Here is a 15,995-nt window from a genome sequence, read left to right as displayed (position 1 = left end):
CCCCGGTCCGGTCACGGCGTGCATCGCTCGACGAACCGGCGCGCGACGCCGGGCTCCGCCGCCCAGTGCGTGTGCAGATAGCTGGCGTGCACATTGCCCTGTACGAAGCCCTCGACGCGCCGCTCGGGCCGGTGCAGGCCCCACGCGGGCGTCGCCCCCGCACCCGGCTCGACGACCGTGCGGTGGAATTCGTGGCCCCGCATCCGCGTCCCGGCCGGCGCGAGCACGCTGTCCGACACGGCCACCGCCTCCCGGTATCCGAGCGTCAGCCGCTCCGACATCCGTGCCGCCGCGTCGAGCACCCCGCACATCGGCTTTCCGTCCAGCTCACGGGAGAGGTAGAGCAGCCCCGCGCACTCGGCGGCGACGGGCGCCCCGGAGAGCGCGAGGTCGGCCACGGCTTTCCTCAGCGGTTCGTTGGCGGACAGCTCGGGCGCGTACACCTCGGGGAAACCGCCGCCGACGACCAACCCGGCCGTCCCGTCGGGCAGTTGCTCGTCGTGGAGGGGGTCGAAGGGTACGACCTCCGCCCCGGCGGCCGTGAGCAGCTCCGCGTGCTCGGCGTAGGAGAAGGTGAAGGCGGCCCCACCGGCGACGGCGATGACAGGTTTGTCCGGCGTGGGATCTCCAGCCTGTCGGGCGCTTGAGGACGAACCCGGCGAAGCCGGTGATGTGCCGAGCCCCGTCGCGGGGTCCCACGCCTCGCCCGGCAGGGACGGCGCGCCGCGCGCCAGCGCGAGCAGGGCGTCCAGGTCGCACCCCGCCCGCACCTGCGAGGCCAGCGCGGCGACGGACTCCACCGCGTCGGCCCGTCGCTCGGCGACCGGTACCAGCCCCAAGTGCCGTGACGGCGCACTCACTCGGGCCACGCGGCGCAGTACGCCGAGGACGGGCATCCCGGACTCGTCGAGCGCCTCCCGCAGCAGCGCCTCGTGCCGGTCCGAGCCGACCTTGTTGAGGATCACGCCCGCGACCCGCACCTCGGGGTCCCACGACGCGAAGCCGTGCACCAGCGCCGCCACCGACCGTGACTGCGACGACGCGTCGACGACCAGGACGACCGGGGCCCGCAGCAGCTTCGCGACGTGCGCGGTGGAGGCCAGCTCGCCCTGGCCCGCCGCCCCGTCGTACATCCCCATCACGCCCTCGACCACGGCGAGGTCGCACCCGGCCGCGCCGTGCGCGAAGAGCGGCGCGACGAGGTCGGGCCCGCACAGGTACGCGTCGAGGTTGCGGCCGGGGCGGCCGGTCGCGAGCGCGTGGTAGCCGGGGTCGATGTAGTCGGGCCCGACCTTGTGCGGGGAGACGGCGAGCCCGGCCGCCGCGAAGGCGGCCATCAGGCCCGTCGCGACGGTCGTCTTGCCGCTGCCCGACGACGGCGCCGCGATGACGAGGCGAGCTACCACTCGATGCCCCTCTGGCCCTTCTGGCCCGCGTCCATCGGGTGCTTGACCTTGGACATGTCGGTGACGAGGTCCGCGAAGTCGATCAGCTGCTGCGGGGCGTTGCGGCCGGTGATGACCACGTGCTGCGTGCCGGGGCGGTTCCGCAGCACCTCCACGACCTCGTCCGTGTCGATCCAGCCCCAGTGCATCGGATAGGCGAACTCGTCGAGGACGTACAGCTTGTACGTCTCCTCGGCGAGGTCCCGCTTGACCTGCTCCCAGCCCTCGCGGGCCTTGTCCTCGTTGGTCAACTCGCCCTCGGCGGGGGCGCGCTGGATCCACGACCAGCCCTCGCCCATCTTGTGCCAGGCGACCGTGCCGCCCTCGCCCGAGGCGCCGAGGACCTTCAGCGCGTTCTCCTCGCCGACCTTCCACTTCGCCGACTTCACGAACTGGAAGACGCCGATCGGCCACCCCTGATTCCAGGCGCGCAGCGCGAGCCCGAACGCGGCGGTCGACTTGCCCTTCCCGATGCCCGTGTGGACGAAGACCAGCGGACGGTTGCGGCGCTGACGCGTCGTAAGACCGTCGTCCGGTACGACGCTCGGCTGTCCCTGTGGCATTAAGCGGCCCTCCTGGCAGGCGAGTTCATTCCCTGTACGTCCTTGACGAGGCCGGCGATCGAGTCGGCCCGCAGCTCGTCGAGGGTCACGGCCGTGCCGCCGAGCTCGCCCGCCAGCCGGCCCGCGAGGCCGAGGCGTACGTAGCCCGACTCGCAGTCGACGACGACGGAGGCGACTCCGTCCGCCGCGAACAGCCGGGCCGCGCGGTCCGCGCGGGCCACCGGCTCCACACCGCCCGTCGCCCGCCCGTCCGTCACCACGACCACCAGCGGCCGCCGCGCGGCGTCCCGCAGCCGCTCCACGCGCAGCACGTCGTGCGCCTTCAGCAGCCCCGCGGCCAGCGGTGTGCGGCCGCCGGTCGGCAGCGTTTCGAGCCGGGCCGCGGCCGCGTCCACCGACGACGTCGGCGGCAGCGCCACCTCGGCGTCCTTGCCGCGGAACGTCACGAGCCCCACCTTGTCGCGCCGCTGATAGGCGTCCAGGAGGAGGGAGAGCACGGCACCCTTCACGGCGCTCATGCGCTGCCGCGCCGCCATCGACCCGGAGGCGTCCACGACGAACAGCACGAGGTTGCCCTCGCGGCCCTCACGGGTGGCCTGCCGCAGGTCGTCACGGCGTACGACGAGCCCGGCACCGGAGCGCCCGCGCGCCTTCTGGTGCGGGGCCGCCGCCTGCACGGTCGCCGCCAGGTGCAGCTTGGTCAGGGCTCCTCGGGGGCGCCGCGAACCCGTCGTACGACCGTGTTCGGTCCGCGCCCGCGAGCGCCGGCCCGCCGCGCCCTCGCCGATGCCGGGCACGCTCAGCATCTTCGTGCGGAACGGCTCGGCGGCGCGTACGGGCTGCTGCTCGGCGGAGGCGCCGCCCGGGGCCGGGGCGGGCTCCTGCGGGGCCGGGGCCTCGTCGGTGTCCGGGCCCTGGCCCTGGGACGGCAGGTCGGGGGAGTCCGGGCCGTCCGCGGGCGGCTGCCCGCCGCCCGGACCGCCCCCGCCGGGACCGTCGCCGTCCGGGTCGTCGTCACCCTCGGGCGGCTCGGGCTCCTCGGAAGCCTCGGAGGCCTCGTCTTGGCGGGCCTCCTCCAGCGTCTCGTCGAGCTTGTCCTCGTCGAGGCCCGGCGCGTCGAAGGGGTTGCGGCGCCTGCGGTGCGGCAGCGCGAGCAGCGCGGCCTGCCGCACGTCCTCGCTCTGCACGTCGGTGCGGCCCGCCCAGGCGGCAAGCGCCGTCGCCGTGCGCGCCATCACGATGTCCGCGCGCATCCCGTCGACCTCGAACGCCGCGCAGGTCGCCGCGATCTGCCGCAGCGCCGCGTCGCCAAGGACCACCTGGGGGAGCAGCGCGCGGGCCGCCACGACGCGGTCGCGCAGCGCGGCCTCGTCCTCGGCGAAGCGGGCGGCGAAAGCCTCGGCGTCGTCGTCGTAGGCGAGCCGCCGCCGTACGACCTCGACGCGCTGGTCGGTCTCCCGGGACGCGGCCACCTCGACGGTGAGACCGAACCGGTCGAGCAACTGCGGCCGCAGCTCGCCCTCTTCGGGGTTCATCGTGCCGACGAGCAGGAACCGCGCGGCGTGCCGCACGGATACGCCCTCACGCTCGACGTACGAGGCGCCCATCGCGGCCGCGTCGAGCAGGAGGTCGACCAGGTGGTCGTGGAGGAGGTTGACCTCGTCGACGTAGAGGATGCCGCGGTGGGCGTCGGCGAGCAGTCCGGGCTCGAAGGCCTTCACGCCCTCCGCGAGCGCCCGCTCGATGTCGAGGGCGCCGACGAGCCGGTCCTCGGACGCGCCGACGGGCAGCTCGACCATGCGTGCGGGGCGCGCGGTGGCGCCGCCCGCGTCGTGCGGGCCGTCGGGGCAGTTCGGGTCGGGCGCGGCCGGGTCGCACGAGAAGCGGCACCCGGCGACGACCGGCACCTCCGGGAGCAGCGCGGAGAGCGCGCGCACGGCGGTGGACTTGGCGGTGCCCTTCTCTCCCCGCACGAGTACGCCGCCGACGGCGGGCGACACGGCGTTCAGCAACAGCGCGAGCCGCAGGTCGTCCTGGCCGACGAGGGCGGTGAACGGATACGGGGTGGTCACAGAGCCTCCTTGATGCGGTGGTGCGTGGCGGTGCTCATGCCGGTCATCGCGCGGGCGCTCGTGCCGGCCTTTGCGCGGGCGCTCACGACGGCGCACCCGGCGCGATGAACGGCAGGCCCTCCGGTGGGCCGTTCTCGATCAGCCGCCACAGCGCGTCCGTGTCCGCGTGTTCTTCGATCAGGTCGCCCAGCAGGTCGAGCTGCTCCTCCCGCAGCGCGCCGAAGCTGGTGTCGGGGGCGGGCACGAAGCGGCGGCCCGCCGCACGGGCGACCTCGGTGAGAAACCGGCGGCGGAACGCGTCGCTCTCCAGCGACCCGTGCCAGTGCGTGCCCCACACCTCGCCGACCCGGCAGCCGTCCAGGAAGGGCTCCCCGCCCGCCACCTCGGCGACGCCGTGGTGGATCTCGTACCCCTCGACCGGTTCCCCGAGCGCCTCGCCCACCGGCCTGGCGAGGGTCTTCTCGCGGGCGAACCGCACCCGCACCGGCAGCAGCCCGAGCCCGTCCACGGACCCGGCCCGCGACTCCACCTCGTCCTCGATGTGCTCGCCGAGGACCTGGAAGCCGCCGCAGATGCCGAGCACGGGCCGCCCCTCGGCCGCCCGGCGCGCGAGGGCGTCCGCGAGACCGCGCTCCCGCAGCCAGGCCAGCGCCTTCACGGTCCCGCGCGTGCCCGGTACGACCACGAGGTCCGCGTCGACGAGCTCCTCCGCCCGGTCCACGAACCGCACGACGACGCCCGGCTCGGCGGCCAGCGCGTCGACATCCGTGAAGTTGGACATCAGCGGCACCGCGCAGACGGCGACCCGCAGCACGTCCTCGCCGACCGGCGGCGCCACCACGGACTCCCGGACGGCGCCGCGCAGGGAGACCCGCAGGCCGTCCTCCTCGTCGATGCCGAGCCCGTGCTGGAACGGCAGCACGCCGTACGTGCGCCGCCCGGTGAGCCCGAGCAGCATGTCGAGCCCCGGTTCGAGGAGGGAGACGTCCCCGCGGAACTTGTTGACCAGGTATCCGGCCACCAGCTCCTGGTCGGCCGCGCTCAGGAGCGCCGTCGTACCGAAGAACGACGCGAACACCCCGCCGCGGTCGATGTCACCGACCACCAGGACGGGGAAGCGGGCGGCGCGCGCGATGCCCATGTTCACGATGTCGGTGCGCCGCAGATTGATCTCGGCGGGACTGCCCGCGCCCTCACAGATCACGGCGTCATAGCTGCCCCGCAGCTCGTCGAGGCATCCCTTGACGGTGTCGAACAGCGCCTCCTGGCGCCCCCCGTGGTAGCCGCGCGCGCTCATCTCGCCCACCGGCCTGCCCATGAGGACGACCTGGCTCGACCGGTCGCCGCCGGGCTTGAGCAGCACGGGGTTCATCAGCGCGCTCGGCTCGACGCGGGCGGCCTGCGCCTGCATGGCCTGCGCGCGCCCGATCTCGGCGCCCTCGCGGGTGACGAAGGAGTTGAGGGACATGTTCTGCGCCTTGAACGGCGCGACGGACACGCCCTTGCGGGTCAGCCACCGGCAGATGCCGGCGGTGACGACGCTCTTCCCGGCGTCCGAGGTGGTCCCGGCGACGAGCAACCCGCCACTCATGCGTTTCTCCCTGACGTAGCCGACCACGACCCTGCCGACCGTGACCGTGCCGACCGCGACCGTGCCGACCCCAGTGCCCCGCGGGCGGCGACCGCGACGCCGAGAGCCAGCCAGCTCACGCGCCGCGAGAGCCGCACGGCCCGCTCGATGTCCGTCACCCGCACCTCCCGCCCCGCCGCGTTCAGGACGGGCCGGTGCTCGACCCGTCCCGCGTACGAGAGGGTCCCCCCGAGCCGCACCCCCAACGCCCCCGCGAAGGCGGCCTCGACGGGCCCCGCGTTGGGGCTCGGGTGCTTCGCGGCGTCGGCGCGCCACGCCCCGACCGCGCCCGAGGGCGACTCCCCGGCCAGCGCGGCGAGCGCGGCGGTGAGCCGCGCCCCCGGCCACCCGAAGACGTCGTCGAGGCGGGCGGAGGCCCACCCGTAGCGCCGGTACCGCGGTGACTTGTGGCCGACCATCGCGTCCAGCGTGTTCACGGCGCGGAAGGCGACGAGCCCCGGCACCCCGCCGAAGGCGCCCCACACGAGCGCCCCCACCACCGCGTCGGACGTGTTCTCGGCGACGGACTCCACGACGGCCCGCGCGATGCCGTCGGCGTCGAGTGCCTGCGGGTCACGCCCGCACAGATGCGGCAGCCGCTCCCGCGCGACCTCGATGTCGCCGGCCTCCAGCGCCCCGCCGACGGCCCGCGCCTCCCGGCCGAGTGAGGTGCCGCCGACGACGGACCAGGTCGCGGCGGCGGTCAGCGCCACCGAGCCGGCGCGTGACCGGCGTACGAGACGGGAGGCGAGGGCGGCGGCGCCCGCCGCGCCCCCCGCGCACACCACGGCGTGCAGCGCGCCCCACCCGCGGTGGTCGCGCCACAGCTTCCGCTCGACGGCGCCCGCGGCACGTCCGAACGCGGCGACCGGATGGCCTCGGCGCGGATCGCCGAGCAGCAGGTCACCGAGGAGTCCGGCGGCGGCGCCGTACGCGAAGTCGCGATCGGCACTCATGGGCTCAGCCCGTCGCTGCGCTGAGGAGGGAGTTCGTACGCAGGGAAGGAACCGGCAACGGGCGGCCGCGCATGGCGATATGTCCTCACTCAGGGTGTCCGCGCCCTGGTTCGACGTGATCGGCGGCGAGAGTTCCTGGCTTCCGGGGGAGCGTCTTCCCCCCGGTGACAGTGGCGGGACCGCGCCGGATTCGCACCGGCTTCCTCTTCTGCCGCCGTAGTTGGCCCCGGCAGTCCACCACGCCCCGCGAACGCCCGTCAACTCGCCGTTGACCTGCGGCGGGAGAGTGTGCGGAGCCCCACACACGCCGGTGGGGCGCGAGACGTACTCACACGTCCCGCGCCCCACCGTCGAACGCTGCCGTCAGGCGACGATCAGATAGATCCCGTACGCCACGGCCGCCGCGCACAGCGCGAAGCAGGCGTACGCGCCGGTGCGCGCCATGGTCGCGGAACCGCCGCCCGAGGCGGCCGCCGCCTCCTGCTTGGAGAGGCCGACGATGCCGAGGGTGAACAGGCCCACCAGGGCCACCGTCACCGCGAGGCTGACTCCGAAGACGGAGCCGAGGGCTGCCCAGTCGATGCTCATGGTGATCTGTCCTTATACCGTCGCGGGCCGGGCGGGGTCCGCCAGGGCGCCGGTCGTGGTGGTGGTCGGGGCTCCGACGGTGGCCTTGACGGGCTCGTCCGGTCCGGTGGCGGCGGCCAGCGCGCCCGTGGTGGGCGGGGTGACGGCGGCGATCGCGGTGGTCACGACGCCCGCGGGCTCGGCACCGGTGGTGCCGTCGTGGCGGATCTCGTCGTCGGTGACGTTGGTGTGGTCGATGGCGTTGCGCCGCGAGAGCACCCAGATGACGGCCGAGCCGGCGATCAGGAGCGCTGCGGTGACCGCGACGCCCCAGGGGCCCTGCTTGGTGAGGAGCTCGGCGCCCGCGCCGACCAGACCGGCGGCCGGCAGGGTCAGGCCCCAGGCGACGAACATCCGGGTCGCGGTCGACCAGCGGACCACGCCGCCCTTGCGGCCGAGGCCCGCGCCCATCACGGCGCCGGAGCAGGACTGGGTGGTGGAGAGCGAGAAGCCCAGGTGCGAGGAGGCCAGGATGACCGTCGCGGCGCTGGTCTGGGCGGCGAAGCCCTGCTGGGGCTGGAGGTCGGTGAGGCCCTTGCCCATGGTGCGGATGATGCGCCAGCCGCCGAGGTACGTGCCGAGGGCGATGGCCACACCGGCCGAGACGATGACCCACATCGGGGGGTTCGCGCCGGGGTTCAGGACGCCGCCGGTGACCAGGGCGAGCGTGATGATGCCCATGGTCTTCTGCGCGTCGTTCGTGCCGTGGGCCAGCGAGACCAGGCCCGCGGAGGCGATCTGGCCCGCGCGGTAGCCCTTGGCGGTGGCCTTGGTGTCGGTGTTGCGGCCGATCCGGTACGTCAGGCGCGTGGCCAGCGCCGCGGCGATGCCCGCCACGAGCGGCGCGGCGAGCGCCGGGATCAGGATCTTGGTGACGACGGTGCCGCCGTCGATCGACGACCAGCCCATCGACATGACCGCGGCGCCGATGAGGCCGCCGAAGAGGGCGTGGGAGGAACTGGAGGGCAGGCCCACCAGCCAGGTCAGGAGGTTCCAGAGGATCGCGCCGACGAGCGCGGCGAAGATGACCTCTGTCTTGAGGCCGTCCTCGTTGACGATCCCGCCTGAGATCGTCTTGGCGACTTCGACGGAGAGGAAGGCTCCGACGAGGTTGAGCACGGCGGACATGGCCACCGCCGTCTTGGGCTTGAGAGCGCCGGTCGAGATGGTCGTCGCCATCGCGTTGGCAGTGTCGTGGAAACCGTTCGTGAAATCGAACACGAGAGCGGTGACGATCACGATCCCGAGGAGAAGCGTGATGTGTTCCATTTACCCAGGCTTCTGTTGGACGTCAGTGGCATGTGGAACGTAGGCAACCTGGGTGAACGGAAAGTGAACTGAGCCGGGCGGTGCGGTGACCCGAAGTGGAGTGCCGTCGCTCCGAATGGACCAGGTGTACGAAGACGATCGTACGGATCAGGGGCGGGAAGCCTGCAAATCGGGCGGAATACTGTGCTCCGCCATCCGGCGGGCACCCTTCGCGCGCCCTGCCGCCACCGGCGCGGCGACCCGCCGAAGAGATACTGATCACGCCGGACCCCCAGAAACCGGAACCGCCCGGCTGGCAGGATCGCCGCATGACTGAGCAGCGGCACGACGAGGGCCGGGACGGGGCGCGCGACGCCGTGCGGGAAGCCTGGGCCGAGCTGGTCCTGACGGCTCGCAGGACGGTGCGGGACGGCCTGGTCGTCGGCACCTCGGGCAACGTCTCCGTACGCGTCGGCGGGACCGTCCTCGTCACCCCGAGCGGAGTGCCCTACGACCGGCTGCGGCCCGCGGACGCGGTCGGCGTCGACCTCGATGGGCAGCGGCTCTTCGGCGACCTCGCGCCGACCAGCGAACTCCCCATGCACCTCGCGATCTACCGCACCACCTCCGCGGGCGCCGTCGTCCACACCCACGCCGTGCACGCCACGGCCGTCTCGATGCTGGTCCCCGAGCTCCCGGCCGTCCACTACATGACCGGCGCCCTCGGCGGCCCGGTCCGCGTCGCGCCCTACGCGCTCTACGGAACCGACGAGCTGGCCGGGCACATGCTCCACGCCCTGCGCGACCGCACCGGCTGCCTCCTCCAGAACCACGGAACGATCACCTACGGAGACGACCTCTCCCAGGCGTACGACCGCACCGCCCAGCTGGAATGGATGGCCCGCCTCTGGCTCACGGCCGCCGCGGTCCCCGGCCACGCCCCGACACTCCTCTCCCCGCAACAGCTGCGCGAAGCGGCGGAGAAACTGCGCGGCTACGGTCAGCCCGCGGACTGAGCCGGCACATCACTCCGGAGGCATCGCCCACTGGCCCCGGAGCCCTCGGCCCCGGACACTGGGACGGTGCGCCCAGCCAAAGCGACGGCAGCGGCCGTCACCGCAGCAACAGCCGCCCTGGGGACGGCCGCGGCCGCCATCGCGGCGGGCCGTTTCGCCAGCGACGCCGCCCTCAAGACGCCACCCGGCCGCCGCCTGCCGACCGAACCCCGCCTCACCGTGCACGCCACGGCCGCGGGACAGATCAGCCTCACGCGCGCCCTCGCCAGCCGCCGCCCCGGCACGTACGGCCTGAGCGGCCCCGGCACCCACGCGGTCGTCGGCCCCGTCCTGGAGTCCGCCCCGCACGAGGCGGACACGGTCGTACGCCGCCTCGAAGCCGTCACCCGCGGCTCCCTGGAACCGGGCGACCGCGTCTGGCTCACCCCGCAGGTCCACATCGGGGACCCGCGCACGGCCCTCGGTCTCGACCACGCGGACGTCGCCATCGCCGGCGAGCTCGGCGCCCTGCCCGCCTGGTTCGTGCCCGGCGCCCGGGCCACCTGGGTCATCACCGTCCACGGCCTCGGCACCACCCGCGAACACCCCATGGTCGTCATGGACTTCCTCCACCGCCTGCGGGTCCCGGTCCTCGACCTCGCCTACCGCGGCGACCCCGGCGCGCCCCGCTCCCCGGACGGCCTCGGCCACCTCGGCGAGACGGAGTGGCGCGACCTGGACGCCGCCATCCGCCACGCCGTGCGCCACGGCGCCGAGCGCGTCGTCCTGCACGGCTGGTCCACCGGCGCCGCCATGTGCCTGCACGCCGCCGCGCACTCGGCGCTCCGCGACCGCGTCGGCGGCCTCGTCCTCGACTCCCCGGTGCTGAACTGGGAGACCACCCTGCGCGCCCTCGCCGGCGCCCGGCGCACCCCCGGACCCCTCCTTCCGCTTGCGGTCCGCGCCGCCCAAGGCCGCACCGGCCTGCGCGGCGACCGGCTGCCGGCCGCGGCGGACCCCGGCGCCCTGCGGGTGCCGACCCTCCTCGTGCACGGCCCCGACGACGCCGTCGCACCCTGGGCCCTCTCCCGCCGGCTGGCCGAACAGCGCCCGGACCTGGTCACGTTGCACCCGGTGCAGGACGCCCCGCACGGCGCCATGTGGAACGCCGACCCCGCGGGCTACGAAGAGGCGCTGCGCCGCTTCCTCACCCCCCTGCTGTGACGCTGCGCCGTCATTCCGTTTGGGTTTTCGGACCGTCAACAGGAAGACTGCCCCCGTGACGTCCCGTACCCCGCGCGACTCCAGGCTCCGACTTGTCCGCGCGCCCCGCCCGAGGGCCGAAGAGCGAGGAGAGGCCCGGCGCGACGCGACACGACCCCTCTCCGCCGCGCCCGGCGCGATGAGCAACCGCCGCACGCGCCGCCCCGCGCCCCGGCCCCCCGAGGGCACACCCGCCCCCGCGGAGCTGGCGCGCGGCGCCCGCGCCTGCCTCGCCGCCGCCGCCCGGGTCGCCCGCTGGGCCGACGCCGCCCTGCGCCCGGGGCCCGGCCGCACCGGCGCGACCCCCGACGGCAAGGGCACGCTCTCCGACGCCACCGCCGAACGGGCCGCCGCCGAACTGGGGCTGACCCCCGGTCAGGTCCGAGCCGACTGGGACACCGCCCGCCTCGCCGGCCTCATCGAGGTGCACGGTGACAGCGCGCGCCCCGGCTGGCGCCTGCGGGCCTGGGACCGCGACGACACCGCCGTGCTGCGCGGCTGGGTCGCCCTCTTCGACGCCTGGTCGCTGGCGCACCCGGCGCCGGACGACCTCGCCCCCGCGGCCGTCGCCGAGACCGTCGAGGCCATGCCGCAGGTCCTCTCCTTCCTCCAGCTGTCCGCGGGCCCCGTCCCCGTGCCGCAACTGCTCGACCTCTTGGACCAGCGCGTCACCGAACTGCGCACCGAGCGCTGCGAGATCCCCTACGAGTCCCAGCCGCGGCCCGACGCCGCCGCCCCGGCCGAACGCCCCCGGGACGACGCCCCGCTGCCGGCCCTCCTCGACTGGGCGCTGCACGGCCTCGCCGCCGTCGGCGCCCTCACCTACGCCGACGGACAGGCCACGCTCACCCCCCTCGGCAGCTGGGCCGTCTGGGTCAAGCTGGAGCAGATCTGCGTCGCCGCGCAGAGCCCGGCCGGACACATCGAGCAGTCCGCCGAGGACATGCTGCGCGGCTGCGCCCGGCTCCGCCCCAACGCGGCCCGCGCCGAGTACCGCGCCTGGCTGGCCGCCCGCACCGTCGGCAGCGCCGTCACCGACCTCCTCACCGCCGCCCGCGGCGAGGACGCCCTGCTGCGCGGCCTCGCCTTCGAGGCGCTCCGCGTCGTCGGCGCCCCGGCCGAGGCGGAGGTCAGGGCCGTCGTCGACGAGACCCCCCTGCGGCCCTACGCCCTGCTCTGGCTCGCCGAGCAGGAGGGCGCCGACCCCGAGGACGTCCACCTCGTGCTGACCCGCGAGGAGTCCACCTGGCTCTGGGTCGACACCGCGGCGGCCGTCGCCGACCACGGGGAGGCCGATCTCCTCGTCCGCCACCTGGAGTCGGCGGTCCAGCCCACCGTGCCCGCACTCCTCGACGAGGTGCGCCGCGTCGGGCACCCCCGCACCGTGCAGGTCCTGGTCGCCCTCGCCGCCGCCCACCCCGACCCGGCGCTCGCCAAGGCCGTGCGCCGGGCGGCCTTCCAGGTCCACACCGGCGGCGAGTGAGCGGCGGCGTACCGGCGGCTCAGCGGAAGGTGTCGCACCGGCCCATGTCGCCGGTGCGGTAGCCCTCGTAGAACCACTGCTGGCGCTGCTCGGCCGAGCCGTGCGTCCAGGACTCCGGGGTGACCCGGCCCTGGAACTTCTCCTGGATCCGGTCGTCGCCCACCGCGGCCGCCGCGTCCAGGCCGTCGCGGATGTCGTTGTCGTCGAGGCTGGTGATCAGCGGCCTGCCCGTGCGGTCGTCGGGGCTGCGCGTCGCGTGCCGCGCCCAGACCCCGGCGTAGCAGTCGGCCTGAAGCTCGACCTTCACGGCGTTGCTGTCGCGGCCCGTCCGCCCGTCCTGGGAACGCCGCAGGACCCCCGTCAGGTTCTGCACGTGGTGCCCGTACTCGTGGGCCACGACGTACGCCTGCGCGAAGGGCCCGCCGGTGGAGCCGAACTTGGTGCGCAGTTCGTCGAAGAAGCCCAGGTCCAGATAGACCTTCCGGTCGCCGGGGCAGTAGAACGGGCCGACCGCGGACGACGCGGCGCCGCAGGCGGTGCCCACGCGGCTGGTGAACAGCACGGTCTGAGCGGGGGAGTAGGAGGCCCGCCGGCGCTGGAACTCCGGGCGCCAGTAGTCCTGGAGGCTGTTGACCACCGCCACGATGTGGCAGTCCTCCTTGCTGTTCGCGTCCCGCCCCGTGCGGCAGCTCTGCTGCACCTGCGCGAGGGAGGACGACGACGCCTCCGGCTCCTCGTCGCCCGAGGAGAGCCCCAGCTGGTCGGGGCCCACGCCGAAGAAGAGCCCCAGGAGCAGGGCGATGAGCCCGGCGACGCCGCCGCCCACCGTCGCCCGGCCGCCGGGGATCCGACTGCCGCGCACATCCCGCACCTCCGAGGTGTCCAGGTTGGCGTCGTCGTCGAACTGCATGGGCGCACCCCTCTGCCGCGCATCCGGAACGGCATACGCCGCCCCGCGCCGGACCACCGGCCACTTCATCCTGATATGCCCGCCCCCGCCCGGCGTCGGACGGAGGGCCGAACGAGGGACACGGCCCGCTTCCCGCGCCGTGTCGCCCCGCCCTACGACGGCTGCCCCGACCTCCCGCGGCTACGCTCTGCGCCTGATCCGTGGGCAGTGGTACCGAAGGGGGCGACATGTCCGCTCTGCCGCGCGCCGGGACCTCAGAGCCCCCGCACGAGCCGTCCCCCACCCCGCACGAGCCGTCCCCCGCCCCGGACCGCCGCGGCACCCGCATCGCCCTGCCCATGGCCCTCGCGCTGCTCGCCCTGCCGCTCATCACCGCCGCCCACCACTCGCGGCCCGTCCCCTACGGAGACCACCTCACCGTCCACGCGCGCGTGGACGACACCGCACCCGCCCCCGCCGACGAACCCGCACTGCGCACGCGGGGCCCGGCCGTCGAGGCGTACGACACGGAGAGCGGCACCCCCCGCTGGACGTACACGCGCGCGGGACGCCGCCCCGTCACGCTCCTGCCCGCACCCGGACACGCCTTCACGCTCTGGAACGACGGTTTCGTCACCGACACCGCACGCGCCGACGGCGGCTCCGTGCGCTGGCACCGCGCCATCCCCGGCGCCGCCGACTGGCTGCGCACCCCGGGCGCCCGCGGCGGCGCCGGCGTCCTGCGGCCGCTCACCCCCGGCGCCCGCATGCTGGCCGTCGTCACCCCGCACCGCATCGCCGCCTACCGCACCGCGGACGGCGACCTGCGCTGGGTGCTGCCCGCCCGCCCCGGCTGCGCCTTCGAACCGGCGCGCTCCGTGCGCCGCGGCGAAGCACTCCTGATCGCCCAGCCCTGCGCGGGCCCGGCCGCCCCGTGGACCGCCCAGGTCGTGGCCGTGGACGACTACGGAAGGATCGCTCCCGGCCGCACCCCGCTGGGCAACGGGGACTCCGAGCCGGGCCCCGGCGGCGGCAGCGGCCCGGAAAACTAGTTGCGACGGCCCGTTAGACTTGCTGCCATGGCAGCTCCTCTCCTCAGTTGGACGGCATAGACACCGGTCCCGAGCACCTCAGTCGTCCCACTCGCCGTCCACTCTGTTCAGGAGTACCCCCGTGATCACCGCTTCCGGCATCGAGCTGCGCGCCGGCGCCCGCATCCTCATCGAGAACGCCTCCTTCCGTATCGCGAAGGGCGACCGTGTCGGCCTCGTCGGCCGCAACGGCGCGGGCAAGACCACCCTCACCAAGTGCCTGGCGGGTGAGGGCGTCCCCGCGGGCGGCACGATCACCCGCTCCGGAGAGGTCGGCTATCTCCCGCAGGACCCCCGCACCGGCGACCTCGACGTGCTGGCCCGCGACCGGATCCTCTCCGCCCGCGGCCTCGACGTACTGATCCGCAAGATGCGCGAGAACGAACAGCGCATCGCGAACGGCCAGGGCGCCACGCGCGACAAGGCCATGAAGCAGTACGAGCGCCAGGAGACGGAGTTCCTCACCAAGGGCGGGTACGCCGCCGAGGCCGAGGCCGCCACCATCGCCGCCGCGCTCAACCTCCCGGACCGCGTGCTCGGCCAGCCCCTGCACACGCTCTCCGGCGGTCAGCGCCGCCGCATCGAGCTGGCCCGCATCCTCTTCTCGGACGCCGACACGCTCCTCCTCGACGAGCCGACCAACCACCTCGACGCCGACTCGATCGTCTGGCTGCGCGACTACCTGAAGACGTACCGCGGCGGCTTCATCGTGATCTCCCACGACGTCGAGCTCGTCGAGACGGTCGTCAACAAGGTCTTCTACCTGGACGCCAACCGCTCCGCGATCGACGTCTACAACATGGGCTGGAAGCTCTACCAGCAGCAGCGCGAGTCCGACGAGAAGCGCCGCAAGCGCGAGCGGCAGAACGCCGAGAAGAAGGCCGCCGCCCTGCACTCGCAGGCCGACAAGATGCGCGCGAAGGCCACCAAGACCGTCGCCGCGCAGAACATGGCGCGCCGCGCCGACAAGCTCCTCGCGGGCCTCGACGAGGTGCGCCAGAGCGACAAGGTCGCCAAGCTCCGCTTCCCCGAGCCCGCGCCGTGCGGCAAGACGCCGCTCATGGCCGAGGGCCTGTCGAAGTCGTACGGCTCGCTGGAGATCTTCACCGACGTCGACCTCGCCATCGACAAGGGCTCGCGCGTCGTCATCCTCGGACTCAACGGCGCGGGCAAGACCACCCTGCTGCGGCTCCTCGGCGGCGCCGAGAAGCCCGACACCGGCCAGGTCATCGAGGGCCACGGCCTCAAGCTCGGCTACTACGCGCAGGAGCACGAGACCCTCGACCCGGACCGCACGGTCCTGGAGAACATGCGCTCGGCCGCCCCCGACCTCGACCTGGTCGAGGTCCGCAAGACACTCGGCTCGTTCCTCTTCTCCGGAGACGACGTCGACAAGCCCGCCGGTGTGCTCTCCGGTGGTGAGAAGACCCGGCTCGCCCTCGCGACCCTGGTCGTCTCCTCGGCCAACGTCCTCCTCCTCGACGAGCCCACCAACAACCTCGACCCGGCGAGCCGCGCGGAGATCCTCGGCGCACTGCGCACCTACAAGGGCGCGGTCGTCCTCGTCACGCACGACGAGGGCGCGGTGGAGGCCCTCCAGCCGGAGCGCATCATCCTGCTGCCGGACGGCGTCGAGGACCTGTGGGGTCAGGACTACGCGGACCTCGTCGCCCTCGCTTGATCGAACCGGTGATCCACTGCGTATGGATCATTCGGCCGAGCCGTGATCCCTC

The 15,995-nt window shown here is 74.2% G+C and carries 13 protein-coding genes and 1 riboswitch; of the genes, 5 read left to right on the top strand and 8 right to left on the bottom strand.

The window, feature by feature from the left end:
* Positions 1-11: 11 nt before the first annotated feature.
* The 7 genes from ACZ4Z4_RS17755 to ACZ4Z4_RS17725 all read right to left on the bottom strand — a co-directional run bounded on the left by ACZ4Z4_RS17755 (position 12) and on the right by ACZ4Z4_RS17725 (position 8,562).
* Positions 12-1,406, bottom strand: coding sequence for a cobyrinate a,c-diamide synthase (locus ACZ4Z4_RS17755; RefSeq protein ID WP_468327828.1), 1,395 nt, complete (start codon positions 1,404-1,406; stop codon positions 12-14).
* Positions 1,400-2,008: a cob(I)yrinic acid a,c-diamide adenosyltransferase gene (gene cobO / locus ACZ4Z4_RS17750; protein ID WP_365356894.1), complete on the bottom strand. Its 609-nt coding sequence runs from the start codon at positions 2,006-2,008 to the stop codon at positions 1,400-1,402. The genes ACZ4Z4_RS17755 and cobO overlap by 7 nt, the downstream gene beginning before the upstream one ends.
* Positions 2,008-4,080: a putative cobaltochelatase gene (locus ACZ4Z4_RS17745; protein ID WP_468327826.1), complete on the bottom strand. Its 2,073-nt coding sequence runs from the start codon at positions 4,078-4,080 to the stop codon at positions 2,008-2,010. The genes cobO and ACZ4Z4_RS17745 overlap by 1 nt, the downstream gene beginning before the upstream one ends.
* 82 nt (positions 4,081-4,162) lie before the next feature.
* Positions 4,163-5,671 (bottom strand): cobyric acid synthase, encoded by a 1,509-nt coding sequence (locus tag ACZ4Z4_RS17740; RefSeq protein WP_468327824.1) that lies wholly within the window; start codon positions 5,669-5,671, stop codon positions 4,163-4,165.
* On the bottom strand, positions 5,668-6,666 hold the full coding sequence (locus ACZ4Z4_RS17735; protein ID WP_468327822.1) for a cobalamin biosynthesis protein: 999 nt from the start codon (positions 6,664-6,666) through the stop codon (positions 5,668-5,670). Before ACZ4Z4_RS17735 ends, ACZ4Z4_RS17740 begins: the two co-directional genes overlap by 4 nt.
* A 107-nt stretch (positions 6,667-6,773) precedes the next feature.
* A riboswitch (cobalamin riboswitch) is annotated at positions 6,774-6,920 on the bottom strand.
* 109 nt (positions 6,921-7,029) lie between these two features.
* Positions 7,030-7,254: a hypothetical protein gene (locus ACZ4Z4_RS17730; RefSeq protein ID WP_466556833.1), complete on the bottom strand. Its 225-nt coding sequence runs from the start codon at positions 7,252-7,254 to the stop codon at positions 7,030-7,032.
* Positions 7,255-7,266: 12 nt separating this feature from the next.
* Positions 7,267-8,562 (bottom strand): inorganic phosphate transporter, encoded by a 1,296-nt coding sequence (locus ACZ4Z4_RS17725; protein ID WP_468327820.1) that lies wholly within the window; start codon positions 8,560-8,562, stop codon positions 7,267-7,269.
* Positions 8,563-8,870: 308 nt separating this feature from the next.
* On the opposite strand from ACZ4Z4_RS17725, the gene ACZ4Z4_RS17720 reads away from it, so the two are divergent.
* The 3 genes from ACZ4Z4_RS17720 (at position 8,871) to ACZ4Z4_RS17710 (ending at position 12,282) form a co-directional block, all read left to right on the top strand.
* The gene (locus ACZ4Z4_RS17720; RefSeq protein WP_468327818.1) at positions 8,871-9,557 is read left to right on the top strand and encodes a class II aldolase/adducin family protein; all 687 of its coding nucleotides are present in this window, start codon (positions 8,871-8,873) and stop codon (positions 9,555-9,557) included.
* A gap of 66 nt (positions 9,558-9,623) precedes the next feature.
* Positions 9,624-10,760, top strand: a complete 1,137-nt coding sequence (locus ACZ4Z4_RS17715; RefSeq protein WP_468327816.1) for an alpha/beta hydrolase family protein — start codon at positions 9,624-9,626, stop codon at positions 10,758-10,760.
* A gap of 55 nt (positions 10,761-10,815) precedes the next feature.
* Entirely contained in the window at positions 10,816-12,282 is a 1,467-nt protein-coding gene (locus tag ACZ4Z4_RS17710) for a hypothetical protein (RefSeq protein WP_468327814.1), read from the top strand.
* Between the two features lie 19 nt (positions 12,283-12,301).
* Here ACZ4Z4_RS17710 and ypfJ read toward each other — a convergent pair whose 3' ends face one another.
* Positions 12,302-13,192, bottom strand: a complete 891-nt coding sequence (gene ypfJ / locus ACZ4Z4_RS17705; protein WP_468327812.1) for a KPN_02809 family neutral zinc metallopeptidase — start codon at positions 13,190-13,192, stop codon at positions 12,302-12,304.
* Between the two features lie 227 nt (positions 13,193-13,419).
* Here ypfJ and ACZ4Z4_RS17700 point away from each other — a divergent pair, with 227 nt between their 5' ends.
* Together ACZ4Z4_RS17700 and ACZ4Z4_RS17695 are read left to right on the top strand one after the other, a co-directional pair.
* On the top strand, positions 13,420-14,223 hold the full coding sequence (locus ACZ4Z4_RS17700) for a PQQ-binding-like beta-propeller repeat protein (RefSeq protein WP_468327810.1): 804 nt from the start codon (positions 13,420-13,422) through the stop codon (positions 14,221-14,223).
* A gap of 121 nt (positions 14,224-14,344) precedes the next feature.
* Positions 14,345-15,943, top strand: coding sequence for an ABC-F family ATP-binding cassette domain-containing protein (locus tag ACZ4Z4_RS17695; RefSeq protein WP_468327808.1), 1,599 nt, complete (start codon positions 14,345-14,347; stop codon positions 15,941-15,943).
* Positions 15,944-15,995 lie beyond the last annotated feature (52 nt).

This window comes from Streptomyces sp. NPDC030245 (assembly GCF_055572995.1).
This window is presented reverse-complemented; position numbering and strand designations above follow the sequence as displayed.

Excerpts from the sequence above, each read along its gene's own strand:
- ACZ4Z4_RS17740 (WP_468327824.1), bottom strand. The coding sequence starts at position 5,671 with ATGAGTGGCGGGTTGCTCGTCGCCGGGACCACCTCGGACGCCGGGAAG.
- ACZ4Z4_RS17730 (WP_466556833.1), bottom strand. The coding sequence starts at position 7,254 with ATGAGCATCGACTGGGCAGCCCTCGGCTCCGTCTTCGGAGTCAGCCTC.
- ACZ4Z4_RS17720 (WP_468327818.1), top strand. The coding sequence starts at position 8,871 with ATGACTGAGCAGCGGCACGACGAGGGCCGGGACGGGGCGCGCGACGCC.
- ypfJ (WP_468327812.1), bottom strand. The coding sequence starts at position 13,192 with ATGCAGTTCGACGACGACGCCAACCTGGACACCTCGGAGGTGCGGGAT.
- ACZ4Z4_RS17700 (WP_468327810.1), top strand. The coding sequence starts at position 13,420 with ATGTCCGCTCTGCCGCGCGCCGGGACCTCAGAGCCCCCGCACGAGCCG.
- ACZ4Z4_RS17735 (WP_468327822.1), bottom strand. The coding sequence starts at position 6,666 with ATGAGTGCCGATCGCGACTTCGCGTACGGCGCCGCCGCCGGACTCCTC.
- ACZ4Z4_RS17725 (WP_468327820.1), bottom strand. The coding sequence starts at position 8,562 with ATGGAACACATCACGCTTCTCCTCGGGATCGTGATCGTCACCGCTCTC.
- cobO (WP_365356894.1), bottom strand. The coding sequence starts at position 2,008 with ATGCCACAGGGACAGCCGAGCGTCGTACCGGACGACGGTCTTACGACG.